Annotated in this window: 6 protein-coding genes (1 of these 6 running past the window's edge); 2 read left to right on the top strand and 4 right to left on the bottom strand. The window is 67.9% G+C overall.

The features are described from left to right. The 3 genes from NF4_RS11675 to NF4_RS11685 form a co-directional block, all read right to left on the bottom strand. Positions 1–16,528, bottom strand: partial view of a LuxR C-terminal-related transcriptional regulator gene (locus NF4_RS11675; protein WP_063127270.1) — the 5' end (the start) only. 33,962 nt of this gene lie to the left of the window's left edge; only the first 16,528 of its 50,490 coding nucleotides appear in the window; its start codon is at positions 16,526–16,528; the stop codon falls past the left edge of the window. A 202-nt stretch (positions 16,529–16,730) separates the two neighbouring features. Further along, a complete protein-coding gene (locus NF4_RS11680; protein WP_063127271.1) occupies positions 16,731–17,162 on the bottom strand; it encodes a YbaB/EbfC family nucleoid-associated protein in 432 nt (143 codons plus the stop codon). An 18-nt stretch (positions 17,163–17,180) separates the two neighbouring features. Continuing rightward, entirely contained in the window at positions 17,181–18,860 is a 1,680-nt protein-coding gene (locus NF4_RS11685) for a hypothetical protein (RefSeq protein ID WP_157120189.1), read from the bottom strand. Positions 18,861–19,270: 410 nt separating this feature from the next. Here NF4_RS11685 and NF4_RS11690 point away from each other — a divergent pair, with 410 nt between their 5' ends. Together NF4_RS11690 and NF4_RS11695 are read left to right on the top strand one after the other, a co-directional pair. Next, the gene (locus tag NF4_RS11690; RefSeq protein ID WP_063127273.1) at positions 19,271–20,938 is read left to right on the top strand and encodes an NAD(P)/FAD-dependent oxidoreductase; all 1,668 of its coding nucleotides are present in this window, start codon (positions 19,271–19,273) and stop codon (positions 20,936–20,938) included. 12 nt (positions 20,939–20,950) lie between these two features. Then, positions 20,951–22,408, top strand: coding sequence for an ATP-binding protein (locus NF4_RS11695; protein WP_063127274.1), 1,458 nt, complete (start codon positions 20,951–20,953; stop codon positions 22,406–22,408). A gap of 181 nt (positions 22,409–22,589) precedes the next feature. Here NF4_RS11695 and NF4_RS11700 read toward each other — a convergent pair whose 3' ends face one another. Continuing rightward, positions 22,590–23,735, bottom strand: a complete 1,146-nt coding sequence (locus NF4_RS11700; RefSeq protein ID WP_063127275.1) for an FAD-dependent oxidoreductase — start codon at positions 23,733–23,735, stop codon at positions 22,590–22,592. Positions 23,736–23,796: the final 61 nt, after the last annotated feature.

Consider the following 23,796-nt stretch of genomic DNA (forward strand, 5'->3'; position numbering starts at 1 on the left):
GACCGTCGTGCTCCCGGACCCGCTCCAACTCATTCCGGTATATCGCGATAGCCGCCTGCTCGAGCTTCGACAGGTGCGACTGCAACCGCGCAAGATATCCGGCTGCCGATTCATCGTGCGCACCGAGCGCGTGGGCGCGGAAGAGCGCGGCTTCCAGCCGATCGATTCGATCGATTCGATCGTCGAGATAGGGCACGGCGTCGATCAGTTCGATCGCGTCGTAGTACCAGGCGAATCTTTCTGCTTCATCCCGGAGATCGGTGGGTGCGTCATCCCGCGCCAGCACATCATCGGCATGAACGCGCAGCAAGGCACTCTCGTCGGGCGGCGAAAATCTCTCGTGCTCCACGATCTTCTCGATCAGGCGCTGCTGTGCGTACGCTCGCTCGTCGACCAGCTCATCTCGGCGTGCCGACAGGTCCGCCACCGTCATGCCCTCGTGAGTAGCTATCTCCTTCAGCTTGTCGTGCACGTCTGCTCGCGTCGTACGCGCCAACCGTCGCGCCGTATCCAGCTCCCCCAGCCGGGGCTCGACAGCTACCGGGACCGCTGCCGTCGCCGGATCGCGGTCCCTCCGGCCTCGGGGTTGCCTGACCGGCAACGAACCCGAGATTTTCGCCACCGCCCAGTCCGCGAAGCGTCCCGTGGGCGTGAACAGCCGACCCTGCGGCGCCGGTTTGGTGCGGGGCAGGTTCGTGAAAGCCTTCCGGTGCGGTTTCAGCTGCGCATCGGTGGCAATGGACTGGATCAGGCCCCAGCCCGGCCGGTCGGCGACGAGCCGGATTCTGCGCTCCGGGTCGGTAGCGTTCTCCCGATGCGCCGCCAGCTCGGCGAGCTCGGCGGCCAGCGACCGCGCCATGTCGCCCTGCCACAACACCACGGCGACCGTTCGACCGTCACCGAGTTCACCCGCGTAGGCATCCACTGCTCGGCGCAAACCCATCCGCAGCGACGCCGTGGTGGCCTCCGCCCCGACCACGACCACTACCTTGTCCGCGGTGCGCGGGTCCGCACCGAGGACGAAATGCTGGGCGGGCGCGACCGAACGGGCGAGCAGCGCGGGTGTATCCGGCAGGTCCGCGACCCAGTGCTGGGCGCGGCGCACGATATCGTCGTCGGTTTCGCCCCGGGTGACCTGCGCCAGATCCAGGCCGTCGCCCTGGAGACGGTCCGCCACCTCCTGCCAGATCTGCGTGCCCCGGTTCGTATTGCTGCGGCACACCAGTTCGACCCGCGGCGATTCGCCGTGGGACGCCCACACCTCCCGTGCCCCGGCTTCGGCGGCCACCCACGCCGCGAGGTCGTTTCCGGCCCGCGCCTCCCGGGCGTTGCGCGATTCGCCGTCGCCGTAGGAGTGCAACACGAGCGTGGTCGTCACACGGCCGGGCCGGTGCTCGAGCTCGGCGAAGTCGGCGCCGGCGCGCACCAGTTCAGTCCATTCCTCCGGGACACCGCTGCGGACGATCGGGTGCCAGATCTCACTCTCGGGCACGGTGTCGTCGCCGTAGGCGAACAGGAGACTGCCGACGGCTCCACCGAGCCCCGTACCACGCGGGAACGACAGCAGGTAGAAAGGTACGCCCATCGCCTTCGCCCGGGCCCTGCCCTCGTCGCGCAGGGCGCCGATCGCCTCCAGTTCCCGCAGCCGCTGGTAATCGGCCTCGTCGAGAGCGCCTTCACGAGACCGCAGGTCATCGAACTCACGCCACAACTCGAGCTCGTTCAACTCGCTGCGCTTGGCGCGCGGAATACCCGCGGCTTCACCGAGGATCGCGGGATACTCCTCTTCCAGTACCGTGCGTAGCCCATCGCCGGCCCAGTCCCACAGCTGGGCATTGCGCCGGCCTCGGGCACGCGCGTCCGCCGCCGTCTCGCCGTCGCGGTGCACCATCTGTTCGATATCGTCGATTCCCGCGCGCGCCAATGCCAGCGCTATCTGCCGCGCACGCGCTGCCGCGTCGCCGGTATCGGATGTGGCGACGGCGATGTCCTCGCCGCGTTCCACCGGCCGTGGTACCAGCTCCTCCGGCGGGTCGACCGAGAAGCCGTGCTCGTCCACCCACAGCGCGATCATCTTCTGCCCGGCCGGTTCGGCGGCGGGGCGGAAATTCTGCTGGATACTGTCGTGCCCCGCATCCCAGCAATCGATGCGGATCGTGCCGTTGTCCACGACCGACACCAGCTCGACCATATGCCCGAGTCCCTCGGTGCCCGCGGTCAGCACGAAGATCGATTTGCCGTGACCGGCGCCGGGCTGCCGGCTCTCCGCCATGGCAGCCCAAGAGTGCAGCTCGTCGAAGGCCGCCCGCATAGTGCGCACCTGATGTGCCTTGACCGGCCGACCCGGTCGCTCCGTACGCGCTTCGATATAACTGGACAGCGTCCCCTCACCGGGTACCGCGGGCTCGATCTCCCCGGCATCGCGCCCGGTCCGTGCCGCGTTGGCGGCCAACGCGGCGCGCCCGCATTGATCGTCGAGTCCCTCCAGTGAGTGGGGCCGCTGGTATCCGGCCATCCCCTCCGCGTCGGCGATCGTGGTGACGACCCGGGCCGGTGCACCATTGCGCACCACCCGGATACCGTCGGTCGCGCCGGCGGGCGCCTCGGACAGCTCGGCGCCTGTCCCGGTGGCGATCCTGGACGCTTCGGCCAATCCCGCGAGCAGTCGTTGTTCGAGCTCGCGGAGTTCGGCGGTCCGGGTCTCGATCGCCGCCGCGGCGGCGTCGAGTCGCTCGGCGCGACGGGCGGTGTCCCGGGCGAGTTCGTTCCTCGCGGCACGGCACTCGGCGGCCAGCGCTTCGAGACCCGTTGCGTGCAGATCCAGCCGGCCGAGCCCTTGCTGCCGCCGGGCATGGTTTTCGGCCAACTCGATCAGCTTCCGTAGTCCGGCGGCCGACCGCGGATCGGTACCGTCCACCGCGGCGAGCCGATCACGCAGCTGCTGCACCGCCTCCGGTCCGGTTACCGGGAAGCCGAGTTCGCGATTGAGATCCGCGAACTTCACCCTGGCTGCCGACCGGTACCTGTGGGCAGTCGTCATGGCGACTTCGAGGGCGTGGATACCGTCGATCAGCCGTCCCGCCGCCTCGAACTCGGCCCGGGTCGAGTGTGGTGCCGCCCCGGCCACCTGGCATTCGACGCGAAGCTGCTGCAGATTGTGCCCCAGCTCGCCGATCACCCCGAACAGACTCGGGTATCGCGCCCGCAGTTCGTCGTGGACGCCCCGTCGAGCCGCCTCCTCGATCAGCTCGGCAACCACCTGCCCGCGCAGCCGCGCGGCCGCGACCCGGTCCGCGCCGGGCACCGGGTTCAGAAGCGATTCCAGGCTGTCGATACCGCGCCGTGCCAGCACGTCGCGCAGGAGCACTTCCGGCAGGGCCTGCTGCTGCTCATCGCTCCGGGAGCTGGACCGGCCGCCGCTCCAGGGTGTGAGCGCGGGTGCGCCGGCCGATACCGGCGGGGCTTCCCCGCCACCGTGCTCGGCCGAGTTCCCGGCGATCATGCCCTGCGGGTGCGGTGCGCTCTCCTGGTCCGGGTCGCGGGTCCACGGTGAGGCTGCGAGGCGGGGATCGAAAGCCGGGTTCGGTGGCCCCGAGTCGTCCGGCACCGCCGCGGTGCTCCACGGAGTACCCTGCGAGGTCGCGGATGTGGAGGCCCGGCTGCTACCGGAATCGGTGTCCGTTTCACCCGATGCCGGCACACCCATCGGAGCGTCCCCCGGTACATGAGTGGCTCGCGTCCCGCGGCGGTTCCGATTGCCGAACGCGTCGACCACGCCCGCACCGTCGAAGCCTGTCACCGGTCCCGGGATCCCGCCGGGGGCCCCGGCTCCCGGATGCTTCGATTCGGTCCTGGAGCGAGGTGTTCCGGTTGTGTTCTGTGCGGCGAACGGGATCCCGTCCAGATCGAGGGCACCACGGCGCAGCGACTCGAGGACGGCGCCGGTGCGGTCGCCCACCCCCAGCTTCCGGTAAAGCAGTGCCAGAGTGGATTTGACGGTTTCGGCGGATATCCCGAGAGACTCCGCTATAGCACCGTTCGCCCACCCCAGGGCAACCAGCGGCAGTATCTCCGTTTCGCGATCGGAGAGCCGGACGGGATGGTCCGACAACGGCACGGTGTCGAGATCGAGAAGGGACATCCGCAACGCCCGGACCACCGCCTCGGTCCGGCTGCCCGCACCCAGTGCGCGGACGATTTCCCCGACGCCGTCGACCGACTCGCCGGCCGCGACCCGCGCCAGGGCCGCGAGCTCGGTCCGGGACAGTTCGCGGGTGGCGACGGCCTCCGTCATCGGAATTTCGTCCAGATGGAGATATCGGCCGTGCAGGGCCCGGATCAAAGCCTCGGTCTGATTGCGCGCGCCGAAAGCACGAACGATGTTCTGGACTGCTGCCGAGACTGTGGATACCGACAGTCCTGTGGCTGTTGCGATGTCCTCGTAGGTGTCGTATACAGCCAGCAGGACCAGGATGCGATCCTCCCGGTCGTTCAGCGGTCGCGCGCGGGATGGATCCGATTCCGGCAGATCTTCCAACCGGAGGATACGACCGCGCAATGCCTGAACGACTGCACTGGTCCTGTCGACGGCATCCAACTTCTGCAGAATGCTCGACACATGCCGTTTCACGGCATCCTCGGTCGTGTCGAGGCTTGTCGCTATCTCGCCGTTCGACCTGCTCGCCGCGAGCAACTCCAGGACATCCAGTTCCGAAGTGGAGAGGTCATCATCGGAAGCCACGGCGACCGGAACCGGAAACAAGAGACCGACCGTTTCCTGGGCGAGCTTGTTGACCGCGCTGAGTTTCAGTGCGTCCGGACGCCCGCCTGCCCGGACCGACGCGACAGCGCGGTTCACCCGCTGTCGTTGAACCGAATCCAACCCGACCGCGGCGCGGAAAATGGTGGACTTGTCCGCGCTCGCCAGGGCGAGCGCGATATCGACCAGTTCGGAGTCGTCGTGGTGCTCGAGGATTCGGTCCACCAACTCACCATCGGTGGCCCGGTCGAGTGCTTCCGCCGAATCCGGAGCGACCATACGATTGCCGACGAGATAGCTGAGCACCAACCCCCGTCGTAGGCCGAGGAACTGGTCGTCGGCGACCTCCGATATCGCGGCAGTGAACTCGGTGTCCGCACTCGGCCGAGAAGTGCGCACGGACGCGGCGACCAGATCGTCGCGCTGCGCCATATCGAGTTTCTGGCGAATTCTGCGGACGTAGGTCTTGATCGTCTCCTCGTCGACGTGGAACAGCCGGGCGATTTCCGTATTCGTCCGGCCCTGGGCGATCAGGCGGAGCACAGTGAGCTGGCGCACGGAGAGTGGACCGGTGGCCCGCTGCACCATTTCGGCGAGAAAAGCTCCGATATTGCCGACCAGGCTGTCACGCTCGGTCACACCCAGCTTGTCGCAGATACGTTTCACATAGAACGTGACTGTGGATCCCGGAATGTCCAATCTGTGTGCGATAACAGGATTCGTCATCCCTTGGATGATGAGCCGGAGAACAGCGAGTTCGACCGTCGACAGCCTGCGTGTATCCGCCTGCCCCGCCAGCCCGGCCACCACAGCACTGTCGGCTCCCACCAGCTGCTCGCGATCGGTGACTCCGAGCTTGTCGTAGATTCGCTTGACCTGAGCCTTGACCGCGCCTTCGGAGATCTTCAGCCGGTCGGCGATCTCCGCGTTCGTCAGGCCCTCGACGATTCCGCCCAGGACAGCCCGCTGGCTCGCGGAGAGCGGACGTTCCCCCAGTCGCTCCGGCCTATCGGAAGGAGCGTCGATGCGGGAGTGCACGAACGCCGGCCCGGTGTGACCGAACAGGCCTTGCCGCTGGGCCGCCAGTGCCAGATCCAGGTTGTTGTCGACATCGAACTTCTCGTACAGCTCTGCCATGAGCCGTCGCCGGTGCCAGTGCCCCAGTTCCAGTCGGGTACTGATCGTCTCGTTCGACCAGCCCTCGGCGACGGCCCCCAGAACGCGTCTTTCGATCTCGGAGAGTTCCACGTCGCCCCGGCGTTCACCGTCGTCGGCGAGGACACCTGCACGCACCGCGGCCAGAACCGTGGGAATCACCCCGCTGGTGCCGAGTTCCTGTTCGGCACGAGCGAATCGTCGCCCGATCGTCTTCGTGGAAAGATCCAAGTGCGCCGCGGCCGTCTTCGCGGAGTGGCCCAGCATGAACAGGCGCAGGACTTCTGCCTCGGGAGGCCGCAGGGCGGCGCCGGCCCGGTTCTCGACCTGAGCACGGAAGGCCTGGAGTGTGTCGGGCGACACCACTGTCATGTCCTCGGGAGCACCGCCGAGCAATTCCCCGGCCAGCAACGCCGCGATATCTACCTGTGCGGGCAGGAGCCGGAGATGCTCCGAGGATCGGCCCGGCTCCGTCGCGGACACGACCCGCGCATCGGCGACCCCCTCGACCCTCGAGTGGAGTTGCAGCAGCATCCGGTTGGCTTGTTCCGGGGTGAGTCCGAGCAGCGCGGCCAGCGAGCGTGCGGGTGACCTGTGAGTCCCCTTCGCCAGACCGGCGACCAGCCGCACGATATGCGCCTCGCCCGGGGACAGCAGGCCCGACCTCATTCCCGAGGTAGGGTCCCCGGCCGAGCCAGGAGAGTCGGTCCGGCCCTCGGCGATCGGACGGGACGACCGCTCGCGGCCGTACAGCGTCACGGATTCGCCGCGCCGCACGCCGGACCCGCCGGTGTCGTGCTCGTCCGGTTCGGTGTTGATCCGGTTGGTGGCCGCACCCGACGCGCTCAGCTCGATGCCCCGGTAGTACGCCACGTCACCGGATACGGTGAGCCGATCCGGATGCAACCGTACCGGAGCCACGTCGGGCAGGTCGGGATCGAACAGCCAGATCGTCCCGTGGTCGTTGACGGCGAACAGGGCATGGCCGCTCCGGCCATCCGCATACACCTCTTCGACGATCATCCCCGCGCCCCAGCCGCGCTCCACGAGCCGGGCAGCGACAGCTTGTAACCCGTCTCGGCCGTCACCGAAGTCCTCGAAGTGTCCTCGCGCGAGCCAGGAGAGCGCCGGGCCGGGGGCGCCGTCTTCGAGCGTGTCCTCGGGCACCGCCATTGCCTGCGCGACATCCGAGGTGGCCCGGTAGTAGGCGTTCACCAGCAAGGCTACCCGGCCTACGCAATCGGTTCGCCGGGATAGAGCAGTGCGGGCCACGGTGTCTGCGTCGTGATCCCGCCGGGTCGCGCGGTGGAGTGCGCGTCGCATCTCCCGGGTTGCCGTGACATCACCTCGGTCGATCTGCCGGAAGGTCGCTGCATAGTTCTCCATCGCCCGCCGGAAGTTCTCGAGACGCGCGGCGGAGATGCCACTGTCGCGAGCGGTCGTCCACGCCGACTCGAACCGACGCATCGCCGCGGCAGGTGTCTCGTCGAGCGGGATGACCACAGCTTCGCGGAGAGGCGCATGGGCCGCCGCCAATGCCGCCAGCTCTTGTTGCGTGCGATCGAAGTACCGGCTCAGCCACGTACGCTGGAGCAACCGCTCGTCCGGCGCGTGCAGCACCGGCTCGGCCGTTCCGGAGCGGCGCTCATCGGGCGTTGCGGGGAGCAGATCCGGCAGAGCCGCAGTGATGCGGGCGAGGATCTCACCGGCAGCGGCTGTGGACAGACCTACATGCGCCGCGGCCTCCTCCAGCGGATCTCGATCGACGAGATGTAGCTGGACCAGATTCCACACGGTGGTGTTGTCGGCTACGCCGGCCAGTGCGTTCTTCAGATCCTCGCGAAGTTCGAAGATTTCGAAGGCGCTCTGCGCATTGTCGTCGCCGACGAGATCCGCCAGAGTGCTGCCGCCGTCGACGAGTTCCCGATCGATCGAGGCAGTTCCCTTTATTATCTGCCGCGCCCAATCGACCTCGGAAACGGGAACGTCGAGGGCCTCGGCGAGAACGGAACTCGGCAGACGGTCCTCGTCCATCTGCAGGCGCGATGCTTGGATACCGAGCTCACGACGTACGCTGACGACGAGTTCGCGCTCCGAACGATTCAATCCCGGATAAGCGGCAAGGTACCGGGCGGAGAGGGCACCCTGCACAGCAGCTGCCCAGGCATGCGGTGCGAATACACCGGTGGGTATGTGTTCGGCGATTGCCGACATGATCGAGATCCGGCACACCTGGGCCAGCTCGTCTCGTGCATGCGCATCGTCGGTGCGCCTTGCCATCTTGCGGCCCACCGCATCGGCGACCCAGGCGTAGCGGGCGAAGATCTGGTCCCGCAGCGCCTTCTCTTCGGCTGATCCGACACGCGTGGCGTGGAACCGCCAGAACAGTTCCTGCTCTTCGGGTTCGGCCTCCTCCACCCCTTCACGCCGGTAGAAGCGTTCGACAGCGGCGACGAGGAAATGTTGCGGAATACCGTTGGCTTCCCGCAGCTTCCGCAACGACGTCAATCGCGGCCGCACGGTGCGGCCGCGTTCGGAGTGCTTGACCGCCCCCACGCTGAGACGGCCGGAGTACTCCTCCTGGCTGCGCCCGAGGTAGCGGCGCCAACTCAGAAGCCACGCATTGACGTCCGAGTACGAGGTGGGACTCGGTGGATGGACGCGATCGGGGTCGTACCACGCCATTCCCTTACGGTCGAAGAACCAGACGTTCGCCTCACGGGCGATATCGTCGGCGATACCGTTAACGGCGCAAAGATCCCGGACAGTGGCGGCCGTCGGGTTGCTCCGGAAAGACTCCGACGCACGGATTGTCACATTGCTGAACGGCCCCGCGAATTCCTCCTGGGTGACACCGAGATAGCGGCGCAACGCGGCCAGCCACCTGTTCACCGCGAAGGGTTCCGCGGGATCGATCGCCGTCGGCCGGGGCAGGTATTCCCCGCCGGGGTCGTAGTGGGCGAGCCCCTCACCGTCGTAGAACGAACGCAGTGCCGATCGGACGAACTCGTCCGGGATATCGTTGGCCGCGCACAGATCGCGCAGCGTCACAGCCCTCGGGTTGCGCCGCTCGCGCTCGAAATGCTTGACCAGGCTCGGAGTGATCGGTCCGGCGAAGTCTTCCAAGGTCTTGCCCAGATAGCGCCGGAGCGCCGCCAGCCACTTGTTCACCGCGTACGGATCTTCGATATCGAATTCCCCGGGATGAGGTCTGCGTGTTCCCTGGGGATCGAACCAGGCGAGCCCTGCACCGTCGAAGAACCGCAGCAGGGCCGCGCGTGCGAGTGACGCCGGTATCCCATTCGCGATACAGACCTCACGAATAACGCCGGGTGTCACATTCCTCGTCTCGAGTTCGATCCTCCCGATCGTCGTCGGATCCACCTCGCCGCCGAACTCCGATCGGCCACGACCGAGATAATGCCGTAGATCTGCCAGCCATTTGTTCGCAGCATGCGGATCGGCCGGATCGTAGTCACGCGGGTGCGGTCGGAACTCGTATCCGGGATCGAACTGCGCGAGCCCCTCGCCATCGTAGAAATGTATCAGCGCCTCACGAGCGAGCCGGTCCGGAATACGGTTGGCTTCGATGAGTTTCAGTAGAGTATTCCGGGTCGGATTCCGCCGGCCGCTCTCGATGAGCGATACGACGGATTTGCTGACCGCCTCTCCGCCGAAGTCACTCTGACTCAGCCCCACGGCATCGCGATACTCCGCGAGCCATTCGTTGACGGTGGCGAACTCGACGGGTCTGGGTAGGGTCACCTCGACCGGGCCACGTTCCGGTGCCACCTTCCCGCGGCCGATGACGGTGTGCGAGCCGATAGGGTCGTCGGGGTTGATCGCGGTGACCAACGCCGGGTCGAAGCCGCCGACCATCGCGCCGACCCCAGGCTCTTGGTATGCCCCGTCCCCTCTCGAGTATCGACTCGGCCGAACCGGCGCCGCCGTCACGGGGGATATGACAGCGGTATCCGGCGCGTCGGTTGCGGTGGCGTGGGCATCCTGCGTCGCCACCGCCGTGAGCCGCTGGATCGCGGCGAGCTGCTCATGGGTCGGTCCGCCACCGCGGTGTAACTCGGTGATCGTGGCGCCGATCAGCCGGCGGTCGTGAACCTTCGCGCGATCGAGGCATTCGAACAATGTGTTCTGGGCTACCTCGAACAACCAGTCCGCCACGTCTCGCCCCGCCGGCACCGGCCACCGATTGCCGGCGGCGAATGTCATGACACGGAAATGGATCGCATGCGCCAACCGGGTCAGTTGGACCGGCGGGGTCCCCCGTCCCGGCTCCCACCCCAGCATGGCCACCGTGCGCTGGATGTTCTCACGCCCGTACCGCGTGTTCAGTGCCTGTTCCGCTGCCTTGTCACCTGCTCGGGCGCGGGACAGTGTCGAATCGTCGCCGGCGGTCCGCCCGAGCGCGGCCGGGTCGACCGGTGCCGCCCTACCACTGGCACCGTCCGCGGTGACCACCGCGCGGGGATCCGAATCCACACCGTCCGCTGTGGTCTCACCGGCGGCCCGGTCCCACTTCGACCACTGGGTTCCATCGACCTGCAGCATCCCCGCCCGGATTCCCACCGCGACCATGGCGGCGGGTATGTAGGTCCCGAGAACGCGGCCGATTTCACGGAGGTGCGTGTGCACCTCTGCCGTCTCCAGCGACAGGATCGCGGCGATGGCCGCGGGTGTGCAGCCTTTCGCGGTGAGTGCCAGCACTGCGGTCTCGCGCTCGGACAACTGGGCTGTCGCAGGGTTTTCCGGCATCGGAAACGCGGCGGGATCGAGTTCCCCGCGGCGAGTCGCTTCGGCGACAGCGGCGGCCCGGTTGGCCACGCCGAGTTTCCGCGCTGTCCGCCTGTCGATCGCCGCCACTGTCCGCCGCGGCATACTCGAGCGCTCGGCGATCGCCGCACGGGACAAACCCTGAGCCGTGGAATCGAGGACCGCGAGTTCGGTGGCGGTCAGTGGTGCGCCGATTCCGGGGACGCCGTGGTCGGTGGCGATCGAGCGGGCCAGGCGACGTAGTCCACCGGCGGCGAGGGCAGCGACGGTCGCGGCGGTCCAGTGCTGGTCGCCGGGAGTGCGAGCGTTGTGCACGTAGGCGGTTTGCGCCTCGCTGAGTCCCTGCCGGAGCCGGAGTGTGAGTGCCGTTGCCTGGCTCGGATACAGGCCGTCGACGAACCGCCCGAAAAGCTCCACCGGGGCCGCGGCGAGCGCCGCGACCACAGGATCGGCGTCGGTGACGCCTTCGAGCTTCTTGTAGGCGGATACAACGCCCCGCTGCAACGCCCGCAGATCCCGTGCGGTATTCGGATCCATCTTCGGCGGCGCGGCCGAATCGGGAGACGCCGCGACGGTACCCACCGGCACCGGGATATTCTCGGCTCCACCGGGCACCGGGTTGTCGGCGGCAGCTGCAGACCCCACGACACCGGGCGCGGCCGAATCGACCGGCGTCGAACGGGCGGATGCGCTGATCCCGGTCGGGTCGCTGGTTTCGGCAGGGGCGCGGGTGGCAGCAGCTTCTGCGACAGGTGCCGGCGCCGGCTCCGGCACGTCTGCGGTCGGCTCGCCGGTTTCCTCGGCTGCGTTCGCGCGATATCCGGCGTGGACCGCTCGGATGAGCTGTTCCAGCGCGTCGAGCTGTTCACCGGTCAGCTGTTGCTGGGGCGGAGCCTGGAGCGCGCTCGCCGCGAGTCGGCGTCCGGCCGCGTCGAACTGTCCGAGCCCGTCGAGCAACGCGTTATCGGTCTTCTCCCGCAACCAGTCCTGGAGGCTCTGCTCGGGCGGAACCGACCAGCCGTCCTGTATCGCGGCCCGGAACCCGGCGAAGGTCAGAGCGTGCGCCAGTTGCCGCATCACCCCCGACGGGGCGGTGGTCGAGTCCAACCCGAGCGTGGTGATGGCGTGGTCGAGGGTCTCGGACCAGTGGTTGTCGACCAGCGATCTGGCGGCTGCCTGGTCACCGCGCCGTGCCGCCGATAGTTCGGCGGGGTACTCGGCGGACTCGTGAACTGATCGCTGTGGACCCGTCACAGGCGGCGTGGTCGAATCCTCGGCGACCCTGTCCTCGGTAGTCGTATCCACGGCAGCAGGCGTATCCGCGGCGGCGGTTGTACCCGTCGGAGTGGACGTGTCCGTGGGAGCAGCCGTACCCGTGGCGGTCGTCGTGTCCGTTGGTCCGGTTGTCTCCGTGGAGGTTCCGGGGACGGTGACCGGTGGGGTTTGCACGAGCGGGACGGCGTTTTGCGGCGCGACCGTGTTCGTCGCGCCCGGTGTGGACGCAGGCGTGACGCTCGGGTCGGTGGGGGGTGTGCCGACCGCCTCTCCGGTGGCCGGTTGGTTGCCGGTGGTGGGGGCCGGTGGGGGCTGCGCGGTTTGGGCAGTTGCGGGGGACACCGGGCCGAAGGTGTCGGTGGTGGCCGGTGGCGCGTTGGGCAGGTGCGCGGTCGCGGGGTCGTGGGTGTCGGCCGTGCGGACACCGACGGGTTGCAATTTCTCGGCCAGTGCCCGGATATCGGCGTTGGCCGCCGCCAGATGGCGTTCGGTGACCTCGACCTTGTTCAGGGTCTGCGCGAGTTTCTCCTGTGTCTCCCGGCTGGGCGCGGTCGCGTGCTCGGCCAGGGCGGCACGATGCTCGGCCAGCGCATCCTGATGCTGGGCGTACCGGATGATCGAGATCTGCGCCTCGGGCGCATCGGCGTAGAGTGCGTCATCGACAGCGGTGAAATACTGCGCGCTTCCATTCCCGCCACTACGCGCAGTACGGTTCTCGACCTGGATATCCACCGCCCGCGACTCCGCCGAACGCCCCGAGATCAACACGTGCAGACCTCCGTCGGCGTTTACATCCGCAGCCACCGGGATATCCACCCCCCGGCCCCCCTGCCGGTTGATCACCAGTACCTTGCCCCGCTGACCGGCCTCCTCGAAGATCTGCTGCAACTTCGCTTCGGCGTCCACCCCGTGACGCAGAAAGAATTTCGCGTCGACCGCGATGTGCTCCACCCCCGCCTCGTCCAGTAACGCCGACAGCCGGGCCACCTCACTGTTCCGGTTACAGACCGCCAACTGCGGAATACCCGAAGGTTGCCGCTCGGCGATACTGGACGCCATCGCCGACAATTTCGCATCCTGGTGGCTGATCACGCCTTCTCGACCGACAGCGACATAATCATCGGCGATCTTCAACTGCAATTCCTTGAACCGCGGAATATCGACTACCTGCGCACCGTATTTACTCGACAACTCGCCCGCGACAGTGTCGGCCGTACCGGAGAAGCCGAACATCTCATCACTCTTGTCCGCCGAGAACATCTCCCCCGCGGTGATCGAGGCCGAACTGGCCGGATCGTCGCGGATCTGGATACCGTGCTTGGCCTCCACCGCCTGTGCCAGCCCACCGTTCCAACGGCTCTCGGTGGAGGTCTCGGCATCGAACATCACCTTGTGCGACGTCTGATCGATGATATAGATCTTGTGCGAATCCGGATTCACGATCCGCACACCGTCCGCACCGACCACATGCTCCGGCCCCAGCTCCGGATGGTGCCACACGACGTAATGATCGTTCTCGACATACTCGAACTCCGCCGCCGCGGCCATTGTCAACCGATTCGTTTCCTCGTCGGTGAGGGGCCGGCCGAGTATCTCCTCGATCTTCGCCTGGCCGGCGTCGCTCAACTCGGTGCCACCACCGACCCTGCCCGGCTCACGCCCGAAATCGAACTCGGTCAACAACCCCGCTTTCCGGGCATCGGTGAGAAAAGCATGCGCATCCGCCACCGCCGCCTCCACCTCTACCGCGGCCGGGTTTCCCGAACCTTCCGACAACACGAACGTCGTATCGGCGAACACCAACGCCTCATCGATCTCATCGATTCCGTTCCGGCGCGCCGGGGCCACATTCCCTCGAAGCTCACCGAACCCCGCATCGTTCATCGTCCCGATATAAATCGTCGGCCGGCCCTCCACCGGATCGCGATACGGGGAATCGGGATTCATCCGCACGATATCGAACCCGTACTCACCCAAAATAGCGTTGTACTCCGCGAACGCCTCATTGGCCAGCACATCCCGGGTCGTGATCACCTTCACCGGGCCCCCCTGAGCCGACTTCAACGCCGCCGCCGCCAGGAACACCAAAGTCTTGCCCTCCCCCGCCTGCATATTCCCCACGCCGCCGTCCCGGGCGACCAACACCGCCATCACCTGGGTCCACCGCAACACCCGATGCTTCGGGTCACCCCGACGGATGATCTCCACCATCGCCGCCGCCGACTCGTGCCCATCCCTGCTCTGCCGGATCATCCAGTCGAAACCCTCCGGCGACACCAAACTCCAATCCGTCGCCGCATGCCGGGCAAGAACCTCGTGCGCCTCCCGCAAGTACTTCGCCGCGAGATCGGCCCCCATCGAGCCCTCCTCGGCCGCCGGCCCGTCCTGCCCCTCACCAGACCACGAATCCCGGTCTCCCGTCCCCACACCGGGATCATCGACGGACTCGGCGTCCAACCTCGCGGAACCACCGTCTTCGGCGGCCCGTGCGGACTCCTCGGCAGATACAGACGATTTCGCCGGCGTCTCCCCGGACGGCTTCACCGCGGCATCTCCCGCGATATCGCCTCCCTGCGGTTCCGGTTTCACCACCGGCGGTTTGAACGCCGCGCCGGACGCATCGGCCGAAACCGCTCTATCCGGATATCCCAGCGGTTTACCGACCGCATCCGCCCTGTTCACCGGCGGCTTCGTCTCCCCGGATGCCTTGGCCGGCGTTGCTTCGGGAGTGGAGCGCACGGACGCCGGTGAATCGGTCCCACCGGGCGCCTTCACCGCCCCCGCGGCAGGCTCCCTGGCCACCACACCGTCCACCCCGGGCTGCCGCGGCGTTGCCGTAGCCTCCGGCGACTCCGCAGACCTACCGGCAGCGACAACCGCTTCGTCCCCGGCGGCGGCAGGACGCACGGAACCGGCCTCGGGTTTCCCTGCGGTGACCGGATTCTCCGGCGAGCCCGCAGACCTACCGGCCACGACCCCCGCGTCGTCCCCGCCCGCCGATACAGGCCGGCCGCCAGCCTCGGGCTGCAGCGACCCAGCGCGAACATCACGCCCACCCGAGGTGTTCACCTCAGCGGCCACCACACCGGTCGGCTTCTCCGGCTTCGCGACCGATCCCTCGGCGATATCACCACGCCCACCGGGCAACACCGCCGGCTCGCCCGGTGCGACCGCCGACAACTCGCCGACCGATTCCTCCCGGGCCAGCCGCTGCAGCAGACGAGCATGCAGTTCTCCCGCCGGCTGCGCGACCGGACCCCCGCCGCTGTCGACGCGAGCAGGCTCGGGATCCGCACCCGGACGTACCGACTGTCCCGGTTCGATTCCCGCGCCCGCGTCACGGCCCTCGGCCGCCGGGGAGGAGCCCGCACGCGGCGCCAGCGAATCCACCTTCACCGGACTCACGTTCTCCGGCAGCGAGATACCACCCGGCCGCCAATCCACCGAATTGACCTGCCGGACATCGGTATCGACATCCCGCAACAACCCCGACAACAACTCGTTGAGCTTCTGCCGATGAGACTTGGGCACCGCGTCCGGATCCACGCCCCGCAACGGACCATGCGCGACCAGCGCCTCCGACAGCGGCCGACCGGCATCACCCACCCCGGAGTCGGCGTCCGAACCCCGCGACACCCCAGCGATTTCCGGCGCGTCCGCACCCGACACAACAGGCGGTGCCGCCGCCCGCATACTCGCCAGACTGTGACCCGCCGCCCCCAGAAACCCTCCCGCCACCGCGGGCACCAAAGACTCCGTAAAGGCCTCCAGCGTGAATTTCTCCCCCGACATCTTCACCGCCACCCCTGTACCCACGATGCCACCCACCAACCCACCCGCACCACCGGTCAACAGCGCCCCACCCAGCTGGATGCCCACCCGCTTCCCCATCGTGTCGGCAAGGTCGGCACGCGCAAGAGTCGCCGGAACCACCCACCGATCCCCCACCCACTTACCCGCCACCACACCCGCGGCGCCACCGAAACCACCGGCAACCGCCGCGACCTTCACATCCTTCCAAGCCACCTCCCCCCGCTGCTCATACCCGACCTGCTTGAGCTGCACAGCCAGATTGATCCCGCCACCCTGCGCAGCACCGAAACCCGCCGCCTTCACCGACAGCGCCAAAACCCCCCGCTCCGCGGCCGCCCGCGCACTCATCCCCGCGAAATACTCCAACAACTTCCGCGAAGCGATCCCGCAGGCCGTCCGCGTCCGCATCGTCTGGACATACGCCTCGAGCGCACCCCCATACGCGAACATGATCGCCGCATGGATCAACGTCCACGCCAGAATCACCGCGAACCCGATCACCGTCCACTTCTGGACCTCGAACGCATTCGCCCCCTCATACAACTGTTCGGCCTGCGCGTCCAACCGATCGGCCTGGAGATTGCACTCCGCCGCCGTATCCCGGCACGCCCCCTCGAACTGAGCACCACCGACCCCACCGAACCCCAGCCGCCGCCCATCAGCCCTGCTCGAAAGAAACTCCGCCCCCCGGCGAAGCCGCTCCGCCTTCGCCGACAACTCGTCGGCCTCGCGACGCATTGCATCTTCCCGCGCCTCCGGGAAATGCCCGGCAACAACTTCTAGAACCGCGGGCGGCAGCCACCACGGCAACAGCAGAGACAAAGATCACCCCTGCCCATCCACCGCGTCTACCTTTACTTCATACGCCCGAACTGTTCGTCCCGATGTTCAGTCGATATTAATAAGTCCCCACCGCTGAGAAGTCAGCGAATCCGCAGCGTCACTGCGGCGGATTCCGCTCGCCGCGAAGAAAGGTGCGGATATCGCGCAAGTCGGGCACCTCGGGCACGAGGTCCGAGAGATCACCCATTTTCTCGAGTTCCTCGGTAGCGGGAGAGATGAACGCCTGCTGATGCTCGCGAGCATGCTCGGCCGCCTGCGCGACGGTCTCGACGATCACGCGGGCCAGCTCGTCGGGGGATTTGCGTAGCGCCGATGGGGTGAGACTCAGCTCGGTGAGTACCCCGCCCGCATCAACGGTCGCTGCCACCGACCGGTCCACCGATTCGGCTCGGATTCGAGTCTCCTCCAGTTGCCGATACGTTTCGGCCAGCCGGGTCTGCTGCTGCTGGAAGGTGTCGAGCAGATCTTCGATCTGGTTCCTCAGCCCATTGTTGGCGTTCAACAGACCTTCTCGTTTCCACCGGTCCATGGCTGCGTCCTTTCCGGATCATCTGTTCATCGGTCGCCCGGCAGCGCTGCCCGCCATCGCCACCAGCAGCCGATGCAAGGTCTTGGCAGCCGCGGGAGCTTCGCTGCCGGCCAGCTGGACCGCGGCGAAACCCGCGGCAAGGGCTCGGCCGGGCGAGAAAGTGCGGTCGTCGAAGCAGTAGTCGCCGAGCTCTGCCCGCCAGGATTTGTACCCGCTGACGATCCGCCCGAGAGTCTCGCCGTGGGCCCCGCTGATTCGTAGATATTCGGTGATCAGCGCCCGCTGTGCTTCTGCCCGGGCGCGCAGCCCGCCGGTCAGGTCCAGCACATGGCCGAGCTCCCGCAGCATGGTCACATACATCGGACGCTGCTGCAGCAAGCTTTCCACGGGAACGTGGCCGGCCCGGGCGCGGCCGATGAGCACACCGGGGTCCGCGGTCGCGGTCACCTCGAGAACGATCCATGGTTCCGGAGGCTGCGACGAGTTCACCGCGGAATCCGCGGCACCCGCACTCCGATTCTCCGCCCGGGAGAGCGGCCCGGCATCAGCGACCTCGAGCCCGCACAGGATGGCGGGGTGCTCGGTGAGAACTGCGTCGACGGCTTCGGCGATCTCCCTGGCTGTCTGCTCGGCGATACCCGCCGTTTCGAATCCGATGATCTCGAGGTCGCGCCGTGCGGCCAGGTCACGCAGGATTTCCATGGCAGCCTCATCGGTCTCGCGCCGAGCGCCCGCGGCGATCGCCTCTTTGCGCGCAGGCGGCGTTCGCCGGGGGTCCGCGTCCGGCTTCGCCGACGCCGGCGGCCGATCGGTAGTTCGCGGCGGAATTGCCCGCGGAGGAAACTGGCTTTCCGGAGCAGTGGCACCGATCGGTGCGCCGGATCGTGGGGAGCCCCCCGGGGAATTGCGACCCCAGGGGGTATCGGGCGACCCGGCGGAAGCGGGGCGGGCGGCCGTCGGCTTCGGGCCCTCCGGTGCTTTCGGGGCGCTCGCCTCGCTGTTTCGGGGAGGCTGCCCAGCCGGTGTCGCAGCCGCCCCCACCGGGGCCGAAGCTCCCGGAGCGTGCAGCGGAGGTTGCGGTTCGTGTTCCGGGCCACCCGGTTCGGTCCCGGGATCGGGCGACCCCGGATCGTCGGAACCCGGCTGCTGCCGGGATTGCGGGGCCTCGCCCGGCTGCGCGCGATCCGCGTCGGTGGTGGCGTCGGGCTGCGTGCCGTCGGCGGCGTTCCGCCCCGCCTCGGAGGCGATCGAATCATCGGCCGGCCGCGTCGCCCCGGTGGACTGCTGCGTCGGCACTGCGGTCCGGTCCGCGGAGTTCGCCGCCGGGACGAGAGCCGGGGATATCGAAGCAGCCGGATCCGTGCCTGCGTCGGGGTAGAGCGCCGGATCGGAATTCCGTACCTGCGCGCTCCCGGCGTTGTCCGTATCCGTGTACGTTCCGGTAGCAGCACGGAGACCGGTGCCGAGGGCACGGACACGGTCCACCAGATTTTCGAAACCCGCCATGCCCTGCTCCGCAGTGGGCACGTAGCTTTCGGCGAAGGCTTTACCGGGCTCGTCGGTACCCCAGGATTCTCCCTCGCGGAGTGAGGTGGCCCTCAACTCCGCGAGCATCTGCGCCAGTTCGTCGGCCATCTGGTCGAACTCCGCCGCCGAGGAATGCATCGCGTCCGGATCGAGCCACACCGGATCAGTCACTCGATCACCTTTCCTCCGCACCATCACCAGCAGGTTCGCTCAGTGTGGGCGATACCGCGTGATGGCGCATCCCGCGCTCGTCCTGATACTGGCAAACATGTTCCACCGGGTCCAGTAGCGTATCCGTGGCTCCGGTTCGGACCGCGGTCGAGAGTATGCCAGGATCCGCCGGTTCGACTGAGCGGTAAACACGAAGGGCTCCGGAGCAAATCTGCGGTTCCCAGCCAACGGATGACGGGCCGTCCCGGCACTCGCGATCCGCGCCGGCGCCTTTGCCGACTCCAGGACTACGCGCCCGCCAGGGCGCCGGACCGCGTCTTGACCTGACCTCGACCTCCCCCGCCCCGTTCCTGGCCGAACATCGACCGCGCGCCGACACCGGCCGCGCGGCGACGCGGCATACTCGTCAGGTGAGCTCTCCCTCGACCAGCAAGCCCGCCATCCTCAGCGTCGACGACGACCCGGGGGTGTCCCGGGCCGTCGTCCGCGATCTGCGGCGCCGGTACGGCGCCGAGTACCGGATCCTGCGCGCCGAGTCCGGCCCGCAGGCACTCGAGGTGCTGCGCGAGATGAAACTGCGGGGCCAGCCCGTCGCGATACTCATCGCCGATTTCCGGATGCCGGGGATGGACGGTATCGAGTTCCTCGAACAGGCGATGGACCTCGACCCTTACGCCCGCCGGGTGCTGCTCACCGCCTACGCCGATACGAACGCCGCCATCGATGCGATCAATGTCGTCGATCTCGATCACTATCTGCTCAAACCGTGGGATCCGCCGGAGGAGAAGCTGTACCCGGTGCTGGACAGCCTGCTGGATGCCTGGCGCAGCAGCGAGCACCGGCCGGTCCACGGGACCAAGGTCGTCGGCAACCGGTGGTCGCCCCGATCATCGCAGGTCAGGGAATTTTTAGCCCGTAACCAGCTGCCGTACCGCTGGTTCCTGGCCGACGAACCGGAAGGCGCGCGCCTGCTCGAGGCCGCCGGCGCCGACCCCCGCCGCTGCCCGGTGGTGATCACCGAGGGCGGGCAGGCACTGGTCCAGCCCAGCGATGGGGAGCTGGCCGCGAGTGTGGGGCTGAGCACCGAACCTGCCGGCGACTTCTACGACCTCATCGTCGTCGGCGGCGGGCCGGCCGGGCTCGGCGCCGCGGTGTACGGCGCCTCCGAAGGGCTGCGCACCGTACTGGTCGAACGCACGGCCACCGGCGGCCAGGCGGGCCAGAGCTCGCGCATCGAGAACTACCTGGGCTTCCCGGACGGGTTGTCCGGGGCACAGCTGGCCGACCGGGCGCGCCGCCAGGCGGCGAAATTCGGCGCCGAGGTGGTCACCACCCGCGAGGTCGTCGGGCTCGAGGTGAACGGGTCGGCCCGGACCGTGCGGTTCGCCGACGGCGGCGCCCTGTCCGCCCATACCGTCATCATCGCGACCGGCGTGGACTACCGGCGCCATCCGGCGGCCGGTGTCGACGAGTACACCGGGCGCGGGGTCTACTACGGGTCGGCCATGACCGAGGCCGCCGAATGCGCCGGTCACGACGTCTATATCGTCGGCGGCGCGAATTCGGCCGGGCAGGCGGCGATGTTCCTGTCCCGCAACGCGCGCACGGTGCACCTGGTGGTGCGCGGGGACGCGCTGGAGAAGTCCATGTCGCACTATCTGATCCAGCAGATCGCCCAAGTGCCCAATATCCGGGTGCACACCGAGACCGAGGTGGTCGCGGTGGACGGTGACGACCATCTGGACACCCTGGTCCTGCGCGACAACCGGACCGGCGCCGAGGAGAAAGTGCCCGCCGAACGGCTGTTCCTGTTCATCGGCGCCGCCCCGCAAACCGACTGGCTCGACGGCGTGGTGCACCGCGACGCCGCGGGATACGTCCTGGCGGGCCCGGATCTGCTGGTCGACGGTGACCGGCCGAAGGGCTGGGAGCTGCCGCGGCCGCCGCACCATCTGGAGACCAGCGTGCCGGGGGTTTTCGTGGCCGGGGACGTCCACGCCGAATCCGCCAAGCGGGTGGCCTCGGCCGTCGGGGAGGGCGCCATGGCCGTCATGCTCGTGCACCGCTACCTGGCATAGAGGAGACCGAGAATGAGCATCTGCGATCCGGCCGAACTGCGGTCGCTGTTCCTGTTCGAGAAACTCGACGATCAGCAGCTGGACTGGTTGTGCGCCGACGGCCGCATCGAAATCGTCGAACCGGGCCCGGTGTACCAGGAGGGCGATCCGGCGACCTGCTTCTATGTGCTCATGGACGGTGAGGTGCGACTCACCAAACTGTCCGGGGGCCGGGAGATCGAGATGGTACACACCGACCATCGCGGCTCCTATGCGGGAGCGTGGACGGCGTATCTGGGCGAGCGGGCCGAGACCCACTACGGCACCTCGCTCTACGTCACCCGTACGTCGCGTTTCTATGTGCTGGACGCACAGATCTTCGCGCGGATGATGCACAGCTGGTTCCCGATGGCGGTCCATCTGCTCGAAGGCGCGTTCTTCGGCAACCGCAACACCAACGCGCGGATCGCCCAGCGGGAGCGACTGCTCGCCCTCGGCTCACTGTCGGCGGGACTGACCCACGAGCTGAACAATCCGGCCGCGGCCGCCGTCCGGGCGACCTCGGGCCTGCGCGACCGGATCGCGGGGATGCGGCACAAGCTCGCCATGATGGCGCAGGGAAAGTTCGATACCGCGGTGTTGGAAACCCTGGTCCGGCTGCAGGAGGAGGCGGCCGCTCAGGTCGCCAAGGCACCGGAACTCTCGGCGCTCGAGGCGGCCGACCGGGAGGATCTGCTCGGCGAATGGCTCGAGGACCACGGGATCCGCGACGGCTGGGAACTGGCACCGAACTATGTCCAGGCCGGCTTCGATACGGATTGGCTCGAACGCGTGGCCGCCACCCTCGAGGGCTGTTCACCCCAGGTACTCGAGGGGGCGTTCCGCTGGCTGAACTACACCATCGAGACCGAATTGCTGATGAACGAGATCGCCGATTCCACCACCCGTATCTCGACCCTGGTGGACGCGGCCAAACAGTACTCCCAGATGGACCGGGCGCCGTTCCAGGTGGTGGACCTGCACGAACTCCTGGACAGCACACTGGTGATGCTCAGCCGCAAGATCGGTGACTCCATCGAGGTGGTCAAGGACTACGACCGCGCCCTGCCCCAGGTGCCCTGCTACGCCGCCGAACTCAACCAGGTGTGGACGAACCTGATCGACAACGCGGTGTACGCGATGGCGGGCAGCGGGACGTTGACCCTGAGTACCCGGCTCGAGAACGACTGTGCGGTCGTCGTGGTCGCCGATACCGGGCCCGGCATCCCGGACGATGTGCAGGGCCGCATCTTCGAACCGTTCTTCACCACGAAACCCGTCGGCGAGGGCACCGGGCTCGGCCTCGATATCTCGTTCCGCATCGTCGTCGACAAGCACGGCGGGGACATCCGGGTCGATTCGCGGCCCGGCGACACCCGTTTCACGGTGTGGCTTCCGCTCACCCGCGCCGAGGACGAGCCGGCGGACACCGCCGACGCGGACGGTGCCTGAACCCGCGGACCCGTAAGCCCATCACCGGCAACGGGATCCGGGCGTCGGCCCGGTGTCCGGCCGCCGGTCGTTACGCTGACGCCAGGTTGGTGGGGCGCGACGACGAGAGACGGGCCTGCACAGCGAGCCGGTCGTTGATGATTTCCACTGTCGTATTCCTTTGCTGGAGGAAGTCCGCGGGTCAGCGACGGTCGAGACCGGACAATCGCCAGGCGAGCTTGTTACGCACCAGCGCCGTCTTGCCCGCCAACCGCATGGCGGTGTTGCGGATCGGGCGCACCGCGGCCGGCATCGTCGCCAGCGAGGTGAGCCGCCCGGCGATCGAGACCACGGCCTCGGTGGTGCCGCGCCGCGCCGCCGCATGCTCGTCGAGCAGTTCCGGTGACTCGCCGCGCAGCACCCGGGAGAGGGCCGTCGCGGCGGTGACCGCGTCCTCGATCCCCAGGTTCATTCCCTGTCCACCGGCCGGCGAGTGCACATGGGCGGCGTCACCCGCCAGGAGGATGCGACCGTCCCGGAAACGGTCGGCGATGCGGTGGTGCACGCGGAAGCGCGAGCCCCAGACCACTTCCTCGACCACCGCCGGCCGGGCCTTCGGACCGCGTTCGTCCAGCAGCCGCTGTACGAAGGCGACGTCGGGCTCGGGCGGTGCCTCGTCCACGGTGGCCACGATCCGGTACATCTCGTCCGGCAGCGGTGCCACGACGACCAACCCGGCCGGGGAGAAGTACAGGATCACCTCGTCCTTGGGAACCCCACCGGAGACCCGCACATCGGCCAGGCTGAACGATTCGGCGTAACTGCCCCCGGCGAACCCGATACCGGCCTGTTCGCGCACCGTGCTGTGCAGGCCGTCCGCGCCGATCAGGTAGCGGGCGCGGATCCGCTCTCCGTCGGAGAGGGTGGCCGTCACCAGTTCGGCGTCCTGCACCACCGCGGTCACCTCGACGGGACGCCGCACCGCTACGCCGAGTTCGGTCAGTCGGTGCAGGATGAATTTCTCGGTATCGGCCTGCGAGATCATCAGCGTGTAGGGGTAGGCGGTGGGGAGCCGGTCGAAAGGGACGGCGATCAGCACCTTGTCCCGATCCCGGATGGTGAAGTCGGGTGTGTGCAGACCGCGGCCGACCAGCGGCCGCGTCACACCGTAGGGCTCCAGCAACTCGAGGGTGTGGGGATGGACCACCGCCGCCCGGGAGGTGTTCGCGCCCTCGGCCTGGCTGTCGACGATCACGACATCGTGGCCGAGCTGGGTCAGTACGACGGCTGCGGTGAGACCGACCGGACCCGCGCCGACGATCAGGACATCTGCGATTTCGGTGGTCATCGTTCTACCTGCTCCCAGGAGGTCAACACTTGTTGGCATCCACGGTATGCCGGGCCACGCC

The organism is Nocardia fusca NBRC 14340, assembly GCF_001618425.1.
In the GTDB taxonomy this organism is placed as follows: domain Bacteria; phylum Actinomycetota; class Actinomycetes; order Mycobacteriales; family Mycobacteriaceae; genus Nocardia; species Nocardia fusca.

Coding starts and splice junctions, on each gene's coding strand:
- NF4_RS11680 (WP_063127271.1), bottom strand. CDS start 17,162: ATGGACCGGTGGAAACGAGAAGGTCTGTTGAACGCCAACAATGGGCTG.
- NF4_RS11695 (WP_063127274.1), top strand. CDS start 20,951: ATGAGCATCTGCGATCCGGCCGAACTGCGGTCGCTGTTCCTGTTCGAG.
- NF4_RS11700 (WP_063127275.1), bottom strand. CDS start 23,735: ATGACCACCGAAATCGCAGATGTCCTGATCGTCGGCGCGGGTCCGGTC.